Below are 8,892 nucleotides of genomic sequence, written 5' to 3' on the forward strand. Positions count from 1 at the left end.
TAGCGGATCCATTTTGTAACGTGACGTTTACGTGGCCGTATTGTAACGCGGCGTTCTTTTCCCAAAGCCGGACGGGTCCGAGAGGAAGTTACGCGATGACCATCCAAAAGAAGCTGCTTTTTTCGATCATCTGTTTCGTGATCATCCCCATGTTTCTGCTCCCTTTCATTACGTACAACAGTTACCGGAAGATCATCGAGGCCAAGATCAACGTTTCGACCCAGCAAACCTTGGCCCAGATCGACAACAACCTGGGGGCGGTCTTCGACAACATGATCGCCGCCTCCAACATGCTCAGCCTGGACCGTGAGCTGATCGACATCCTGAAAGGCCGGAAATACGATTCGCGCTGGGAAAAGTTCAGCGCGGAGTCGAAGATCGAAGAGAAGATCCTGATTGCCAAGAACGCCAACCTGTATCCCTATAACGCCGATATTGTCATCCTCGATTTTCACGGCAATGTCTATTCCGCTTCGTCCTATTACACCGGCAAGTCCTACCGGGAGATCGCGGCCCAGGATTGGTTCAGGCGCGCCCGGGAGATGAACGGCTATATGCTGTGGATGGCGCCGTCCGGCAGCTATGTCAGCCTGAACGGGGATGACCGGCGGAATATCGCCATGGCCCGTTTGATCAAGGACTCCCGCAGCGGGCGCGGCTACGGCATTTTACTGATCAGCCTGTACCCGGAGATGAAACTGGCGGCCATCTTCAAAACCGAGCAACAGTTGGAAGGGACCCAACTCTTCCTCCTCAACCGGCAGGCCCAAGTGGTGCTGGCGGGAGACCCGGGGCTACTCGGGAAGGATCTGGCGGCCGAGCCCTTCGTCAAGCGGCTCGGCCAGGCCGCCGACGGTTCCTTTGTCTTCGCCGCCGGCCGGCGGAAGACGGTCGTCAACTACCGGACCGTCCCCAAAACCAATTGGACCATCGTCCAACAGGTTCCCTACCGGGTGCTGATGAAAGAGGTTGACCGGCTCCGCTCCTATCATCTCACTATCAATCTGATATTTTTGGGAGCATTGCTCATTGTTTCCGCCTTCATCTCCTGGACCATCACCCATCCGCTGCACCGGCTCAGCCTGTTGATGCAGCAGGTCCCCAAAGGCAACTTCGCGGTGCGGGCGGACATCCGCGGCCGGGATGAGGTGGCGCAGTTGGGGGCGAGCTTTAATGTCATGGTGCAAGAGATTGCCGTGTTGATCCAAAAATTACAGGAGGCGCAGGCCATGCGGGAACAAGCGCGCTTGGAGGCGTTGCAGGCTCAGATCAATCCCCATTTCCTTTTTAACACGTTGAACGATATTAAGTGGCTGGCCACGTTGAACGGCGCCGCCAATGTCAGCCAGATGATCGCCGCCCTGGGCAAACTGCTCGAAACGACCGTGGGCCGTTCCGATGCGCTGATCCCGCTGTCCGAGGAGATCCAATGTATCGAGAGTTACGTGCTGTTGCAAAAGATGCGCTACGGCAATAAATTCGAGATCCGCTACGAGATCGCTCCGCCGCTGCTGGATTACCGCGTGCCGCAGCTGGTATTGCAACCGCTGGTCGAGAACGCCATCATCCACGGTTTCGAGGATATGGACAGCGGCGGCGAGATCACCATCACCGGTTACTGCCGGGAGGACCGGACCTATATCGACGTGACCGACAATGGCAAGGGAATCGCCGCCGCCAAGATCGAGCAGTTGCTGGAGGCGGAGAACCGCCAGAAAGGCCGCTTCAACAATGTGGGCTTGCGCAATGTCAATGAACGGATCGCCTTGTATTTCGGGAAGCGTTACGGGCTGACCGTGGCGAGCCGGGAGGGGTCGGGCACGCGGATCCGGTTGTGCCTGCCCGCAGTGGAGGAGGAGACGGCATGTTCAAGCTGATGATCGTGGACGACGAGATGCTGGTGCGGATGGGCCTGAAGACCACTATCGACTGGCCGAAGCTGGGCTTTCAGATCGCCGGGGAGGCCGATAACGGCTTGAAAGCCCTGGAGATCGCCCGGTCGATCCGGCCGGATCTGGTGCTGACCGATATCCGCATGCCGAAGCTGGACGGCTTGGGCCTGATGAAAGCCTTGAAAAAAGAGCTGCCGCGGACCAAAATTCTCATTCTCAGCTGTTATCAGGATTTCGATTATGTCCGGGAGGCACTGCAGCTCGGCGCGCTGGACTATATCCCGAAACTGTCGATGCAGGTCGAAGAGCTTGAGCAGGTGTTTCAGCGGGCCAAGGCAGTGTTGGAGGAAGAAGCGGAGCAGGAACGGATGGCCGACGCCGGCTGGGAGCCGGAGCGTTACCGCAGCCTCCGGGAGATGCAGGGATGCTTCTTTCAAGATTTGTTAAAAGCGGGGCTGACCGGGGCGGATCTTGCGGAGCGCTTGACCCGCCTCAAATTGCGTCTGGCGAAGTCTGGCCGGTACGGCGCGGTCTGTCTGCGGGTCGACGATCTCCGCGCCATCCGCCAGCGGAATGGCGGGACCGGACTGGCGCTCCTGGAAAGCCCGCTCTTGAATATCATCGATGAGGCGTTCGAAAACAGCGGACTGCGCGGGAATGTCTTCATGGGCCGGGAAGGGGAATTCGGATTGGTCTTCAGTTTCGCCGAGGGAACGGAGGCCGGGAGCATTCCGGAGGAACTGGGCCGGTTTTGCGGGCATTTGCGCGAAACCATCCAGTTATATTTCAATCTTTCGGTTTCCTTCGGCATCGGGCCGGTTGCGTCCGACCTGCTGCAACTGAAGGAAATATACAACCAGGCGTCCGAGGCCGCCGGGTACCGGCTTTATCAGGGGAAGGGGAGCGTAAACTTTTTTCGGGAAGAGGGCTTCGCCGTCGAGCCGCTGCTGGACGCGGAGCAGGAGCAGAACCTCCGCGAGCTTTTGGAGAGCGGCCGGTGCGCCGAAGCGGAGTCACTGGTGCTGGGACTCCTCGATCGGGCATCATCCGGGGCGGTCAAACCTCCCATGCTGCTCCGCCAGGAATTGCTGGAAGTGATCCTCACCTTCTCCCGAGTGTTGAAACAGTACGGCGGCCGCCTGGATCAGCCGCCAGCGCCGCCCGGCGGCGATCCGATGATCGTATTGGCCGAAGTGGAGACCCTCGGCGACTGGAAACTGTGGTTTCATGATTTCGCGGCTTGGTTCGGCCATCGTCTGAACGAGCTGAAAGCGCAACGGTTCGGCCGCGAAGTGAGCCGGGCGCTGGAATATATCAACCGCCATTACGCGACTGAGCTGAAGTTGGGGGAGATCGCCGACCAAATCGGCATGAATGAGACGTATTTCAGCCATTTGTTCAAGAAAGAAACGGGCGCCAACTTCACCGATTACGTGAACGGCCTGCGGATCGAAAAAGCCAAGCAACTCTTGCGCAACAGCACCGACAATATCTACGAGATCGCCGCGACGGTCGGCTACGCCAATGTCAGTTATTTCAGCAAAGTGTTCAAGCAGATCGTCGGGATCAGTCCGGCCGAGTATAAAAAGGGCCTCAATATCAAATGAAAGAAGTTTTTAAAGCGGTTTACGGCGAAAAGCCGACCGTGGACTGTCCAACGGTAGCGTTTCTTTATCTTTTAAAAGCGTTGTGATAAACCCTGTCCGAAGGCCAGGGTGAACACAAAAGCTCAGAGAAGCAAGTGATAAAGTCGATTTTTAATCCTTTGAAAGAATGATTTCCGAATTTGAGGACTTTATCACATGGCTTTTAAAACTAGGGGAAAACCGGTCCCAACTCATCGAAGTGTTTCATGAATGGCGGCCGATATAAAAATAGTGACAGGGAATCTAAGAATAATGCAAAAGAGCGGATCCGATCGATCAGACGGATCCGCCGGTTTTTAAAATCCTAAAAATATGACAACGATGCAACAAATGAGTTAATTCCGGGTTAAGCTCCGATCCCCTACAATAGAGAAAAGAGCAAACAAGCTCAGGAAGGAATAAAAGGAGGGGTAGTTGTTGGGTAAGTTGGTTCGTACCTTATCATTCTGGATGTTGCTGGTGATCTTTTTCGGAATCTCCGTCTTCGGCGTCGCCGCCGCCAAGAAAGCCGTCAAACTGGTGGTATGGGGCGGCGTTCCGGCCGAGAACGGTCCCGGCGCCCTGGTCGAGCATTGGAACAGGACCCACCCCGGGATTCAGGTCGAATATGTCCGTTTCGTCAACGATGACTCCGGTAACACCAAGCTGGACGTGGCCTTGTTATCGGGCGAGCAGATCGACGCCTTTTTCACCTACGGCGTGCCGTATATGGTGAAACGGATCGAGGGCGGCATGGTCATGGATCTCTCCGGTTTGGGAGCGGATTCGTTCGTCCGGTCCAACATCGGAACCGACGGCATCTTCCGCTGCAATGGCAAGTTGTATAGCGTTCCCACCACCAAGGAACCGGTGTACATGATGGTCAACAAGGCCATGTTCGACAAGGCCGGACTCAAAGTCCCGGCCAGCTGGACCTTTGACGAGTTCCGCCAGATCTGCAAAAAGTTGACGGTGACTGAGGGCGGCAAAACCCGGTACGGATTATTCGCCACGCCCAGCGTCAATCCGTCGGTCAGCACCAATCTGGACCTGGCCCGGATCATTTTGGGCAACAATTACTGGTACAAGGCGGAGGGAAAAGCCGCCAACTTTGACAACGCGGCGCACCGCCTGAACGCCCAATTCTATTACGATCTGATCTTCACCGACAAATCCGCCTTCCCGTACTCGGAGATCTTATCGCGCAAACTGCAAGTCTATGCGCAGGATTTATTCTTGAATCAGGAAGCGGCGATGATGCCCTCCGCCCCTTGGCTGTTACGTTACGTCAAGGATACCGCCAAATACCCGCACGAATGGGTGACCTCGTTCGCGCCGATGCCGGTGCCGGACAAGAAGAGAAAATATTACAACCCCGGCGCCTTGAACAACTGGATCCTGATGAACAGCAAGACCCGGTATAAGAAGGAAACCTGGCAGTTCATGAAGTATTGGGCCACCGAAGGCGCGGCCAAGTATATGCTGGCTTCGGGCAAGATCCCCACTTGGAAAAAGGTCGACTCCAAGATGGTGACCTCCGGCATCTTCAGCGGTTATGAGAAACTCTTCGATATGGACGCCTTCCGCCGGGTGGTGCTGGATCCCCACATCCGCTACACCTTGGATACGGTCACGGTCGCTGCGCCGGAGATCATGCAGATTCTGAAGGAAGAGAGCGATAAGACCTTCCTGAAGGAACAATCGGTGGAGCAACTGATCCAGAAGGTCAAGTCCCGCTCCGATGAGGCTATCAAGAGCGCGAAGTAACGAACTAATGTAAGTACCGCGGAGGATAGACCCAAAAAAGTCTATCCTCCTTCTTTAAAGCGTTGTGATAAACCCCGTCCGAAAGGTCGGAGTGTTCACAAAAGCTCAGAAAAGCAAGGGATAAAGTCGGTTTTAAATCCTTTTGCAAAAATGATCCTCTAGATTTCAATTCAAAAGACTTTATCACATGGCTTTCAGAAGGAGTGAGATGATGGCTTCAGCAATTCATCCCGGAACGGCCGTCGACGCGGCGGCCCTGAACGCCCGGGCGGCCCGCCGCCGCGCCTGGCAACGGAATATTACCGGCTATCTGTTCGTCGCCCCCAACTTGATCGGATTTCTCCTCTTTACCCTGGCGCCGGTCCTGTTTTCCCTGGTGGTCGCCTTCTCGGACTGGAACCTTTTCAAGGGGATCGGCGGCATGGAGTTTGTGGGCTGGCGGAATTTTACCGCTCTGTTCCATGACGTCTGGTTCATCGATTCGTTGAAGAACAATCTGTTTTATACCATGGCCACCATTCCGGCGTTGATGATCCTGTCACTCGTCGTGGCGGTGATCCTCAATGATAGGGTTTACGGCCGGGTGATCATCCGGGCGATGTTCTTCATCCCCTATATCGCCAATATCGTGGCCATCTGCGCCGTCTGGCTCCTGCTCTACAACCCGGCGCACGGCGTGATCAACCAGTTCCTGACGGGCCTGGGGATCGCCAGTCCCCCGCAGTGGCTGGCCAGCACCCAGTGGGCGCTGCCGGCGATCATGATCATGACCATCTGGGGGGGGATCGGCTACAATTCGGTGCTGTATATGGCGGGGCTGCAAAGCATCCCGAGGAGCCTCTACGAATCGGCGGAGATCGACGGCGCCAGCGCCTTCGGGAAGCTGTGGCACATCACCATCCCGATGCTCTCGCCGACCATCTTCTTTCTGCTGATCACCAATATCATCTATTCGTTCCAGGTGTTCGGCCCGATCAACATCCTGACCCAGGGCGGTCCCGGACGGGCCACGACCGTGATTGCGTATTACATCTATCTGAGCGGCTTCCGGTACTTCAAGATGGGACCCGCCTCCGCCATGGCCTGGTTCCTGATGATCGTGATCTTCGGGGTCACGCTGGTGCAATGGCGCGGCCAGAAAAAATGGGTCAATTATTGAGCAGGGTTAGGTGATGATCGGATGAAATTGCTGCGAAACTTCTCGGCAAGGCTGCCCTTTGGCAGCAACGCCGGACGCAAAGTCGCCTTCAAGTCGCTGGGCACCGTGATCATGGCCGTTTTGGGCCTGGCGATGCTAGTGCCGTTTTTCTGGATGATCTCGACCTCGCTGAAGATTCAGGGGGATGTCTATAAGTTTCCGGTGGAATGGTTCCCGAAACTGCCGCAGTTCGGCAATTATAAAACCGTCTGGCTGGATCAGGATCCGCCCTTCTTCATTTACTACTGGAATTCCATCAAGATCGCGGTCATCTGCGTCATCGGCGATCTGATCACCAGTTCGCTGGCTGCTTACGCCTTCGCGCGGCTGCAGTTCAAGGGGAGAGATCAGCTGTTCCTGCTCTACCTGGTGACGATGATGATCCCGTTCCAGGTGCTGATGGTGCCACAATTCATGCTCTTCCGCTGGATGGGGATTTACAACACCCATTGGGCGCTGATTCTGCCGCGGCTGTTCACGCCGCTCGGGACCTTTCTATTGCGCCAGTATTTCCTGACCGTCCCCTTCGAGCTGTCGGAGGCGGCCCGGGTGGACGGGGCCAGCGAGTTCCGGACCTTCTGGCAGATCGTGCTGCCGCTGGCCAAGCCGGCCCTGGCCAGCCTGGCGATCCTCTCCTTCGTCTGGCGCTGGAACGATTACGAAGGGCCATTGATCTTTTTGACCAACCGCCAGCTGTATACGGTGCCCCTCGGCCTGACCAACTTCATCGACGAGGCCGGCAACCAGCAGGACACGCTGATCATGGCCGCTTCGGTCTCGGCCTTCCTGCCGATCCTCATCGTCTTCCTGCTCGGCCAGAAGTACTTCATCGAGGGGATCACCGCCGGGAGCGTCAAGGGATGACCCAGGCCGGTTCACAAATTGGAGGAGGTTGCCATGAAATATTATACTGAGCCGGCGCGGCGGATTCCCATCGTGGATGAGGCCGACGTGCTGGTGGTCGGGGGCGGCCCGGCCGGATTCGCCGCCGCGGTAAACGCGGCCCGCCAGGGCGCCCGGACCTATCTCTTCGAACAATCGGGCGCGGTGGGCGGCGTCGCCACCACCGGGCTGATGAGCCACTGGACCGGCAATACCCGGGGCGGTTTTTATGAGGAACTGCTGGAGCGGGCGAACGACTGGCGCGGCGACGAAACGGCGTTGCGCTTGCGGAACTGGCCGGCCCGCCAACTGATCAATCCCGAAAAACTGAAGACTGTGATGCTGGAGCTGCTGGAGGAAGCCGGGGTCATCCTGCGGCTGTATAGTTTCGCCAGCGCGCCGCTGCTGGAGGGAGACCGGGTGGCGGGGGTGATCACCGAGAGCAAGTCGGGCCGGGAGGCCTGGCGGGCCAAGGTGACGGTGGACGCCTCGGGCGACGGCGACATCGCCGCCCGGGCGGGCGTGCCCTTTCATAAAGGCCGGGAGAGCGACGGCAAGATGCAGCCGATGACGCTGATGTTCAAGGTGGCCGGAGTCGACACCGCGCGGGCGGTCTTCCCCAATCAATTCGAGGAGACTTTCCCGGTGCCGGCCGGCGATCTGCAGCGGCTGGGCCGGGAGCAGCTGCCGCCGCCCGCCGGGCACGTGCTGCTGTACCAGACGACCCTGCCCGGCGTGGTCACCTGCAACATGACCAATTGCACCGGGGTGGACGGCACCAGCGCCGCCGACCTGACCCGGGCCGAGGCACTCTGCCGCAAGCAGATCGACCGGATCGTCCGGTTCCTGCGGGAGTATGTCCCGGGATTTGAAAATTGTTTCTTGATCAGCTCGGCTTCCCAGATCGGGGTGCGGGAGACCCGCCATTTTCAGGGCGAGTACACTCTGACCGAGGAGGATGTGCTGGCGGCCTGGATCTTTCCGGACTGGGCGGTCACCAGGGCCCATTTCAACTTCGACGTGCACGGCCTGGACGCGAGCGGCCTGGACCCCACCGGCGCCCAAGCGGGGTTCCGGCAAACGCAGGGCTACACCATCCCGTACCGCTGTTTCGTCCCCCAAAAGGTCGATCAGCTCCTCCTGGCCGGCCGGAACATCTCCGGCACCCATCTGGCCCATTCCAACTTCCGGGTGATGCCGATCTGCGTCAACATGGGGCAGGCGGTGGGGATCGCCGCCGCGCTCTGCGCCAAGGCAGGGATCCGGCCGCGCGATCTGGAGGTCCGGGAGTTGCAGGCGATCCTGCAGGCGCAAGGGGTATGTCCCTGAAGATTGTGCAGCTGGAAACGTTTGATGGTGAACTCAAGTCTCAAAACCGCGAGCCGAAAGCAAGCGGTTTTGTTTTTTCTATTTTAAAAGCGTTGTGATAAACTCTGTCCGAAGGCCAGGGTGAACACAAAAGCTCAGAAAAGCAAGTGATAAAGTCGTTTTTTAGTCCATTGAAAGGATGATTTCCGAATTTGAGGAC

6 protein-coding genes are annotated in these 8,892 nt (G+C 57.6%); all 6 read left to right on the plus strand.

The features are described 5' to 3' along the window. Window positions 1-95 precede the first annotated feature (95 nt). The 6 genes from EDC14_RS21080 to EDC14_RS21105 all read left to right on the plus strand — a co-directional run bounded on the left by EDC14_RS21080 (window position 96) and on the right by EDC14_RS21105 (window position 8,693). Window positions 96-1,877, plus strand: a complete 1,782-nt coding sequence (locus tag EDC14_RS21080) for a sensor histidine kinase (RefSeq protein WP_132016295.1) — start codon at window positions 96-98, stop codon at window positions 1,875-1,877. Then, a complete protein-coding gene (locus EDC14_RS21085) occupies window positions 1,865-3,499 on the plus strand; it encodes a response regulator (protein WP_132016296.1) in 1,635 nt (544 codons plus the stop codon). Before EDC14_RS21080 ends, EDC14_RS21085 begins: the two co-directional genes overlap by 13 nt. 456 nt (window positions 3,500-3,955) lie before the next feature. Beyond that, window positions 3,956-5,284, plus strand: coding sequence for an extracellular solute-binding protein (locus EDC14_RS21090; protein ID WP_132016297.1), 1,329 nt, complete (start codon window positions 3,956-3,958; stop codon window positions 5,282-5,284). Window positions 5,285-5,495: 211 nt separating this feature from the next. Next, window positions 5,496-6,443, plus strand: coding sequence for a carbohydrate ABC transporter permease (locus tag EDC14_RS21095; RefSeq protein WP_132016298.1), 948 nt, complete (start codon window positions 5,496-5,498; stop codon window positions 6,441-6,443). Window positions 6,444-6,464: 21 nt separating this feature from the next. Then, entirely contained in the window at window positions 6,465-7,346 is an 882-nt protein-coding gene (locus EDC14_RS21100; RefSeq protein ID WP_132016299.1) for a carbohydrate ABC transporter permease, read from the plus strand. A gap of 33 nt (window positions 7,347-7,379) precedes the next feature. Then, on the plus strand, window positions 7,380-8,693 hold the full coding sequence (locus EDC14_RS21105; RefSeq protein ID WP_132016300.1) for an FAD-dependent oxidoreductase: 1,314 nt from the start codon (window positions 7,380-7,382) through the stop codon (window positions 8,691-8,693). The last annotated feature ends 199 nt before the right edge of the window (window positions 8,694-8,892 follow it).

It is taken from the genome of Hydrogenispora ethanolica, from assembly GCF_004340685.1.
Classification (GTDB): domain Bacteria; phylum Bacillota; class UBA4882; order UBA8346; family UBA8346; genus Hydrogenispora; species Hydrogenispora ethanolica.

Bases quoted from the DNA above. Each gene is read 5' to 3' on its own strand.
- EDC14_RS21100 (WP_132016299.1), top strand. From the start codon at position 6,465: ATGAAATTGCTGCGAAACTTCTCGGCAAGGCTGCCCTTTGGCAGCAAC.
- EDC14_RS21080 (WP_132016295.1), top strand. From the start codon at position 96: ATGACCATCCAAAAGAAGCTGCTTTTTTCGATCATCTGTTTCGTGATC.
- EDC14_RS21085 (WP_132016296.1), top strand. From the start codon at position 1,865: ATGTTCAAGCTGATGATCGTGGACGACGAGATGCTGGTGCGGATGGGC.
- EDC14_RS21095 (WP_132016298.1), top strand. From the start codon at position 5,496: ATGGCTTCAGCAATTCATCCCGGAACGGCCGTCGACGCGGCGGCCCTG.
- EDC14_RS21105 (WP_132016300.1), top strand. From the start codon at position 7,380: ATGAAATATTATACTGAGCCGGCGCGGCGGATTCCCATCGTGGATGAG.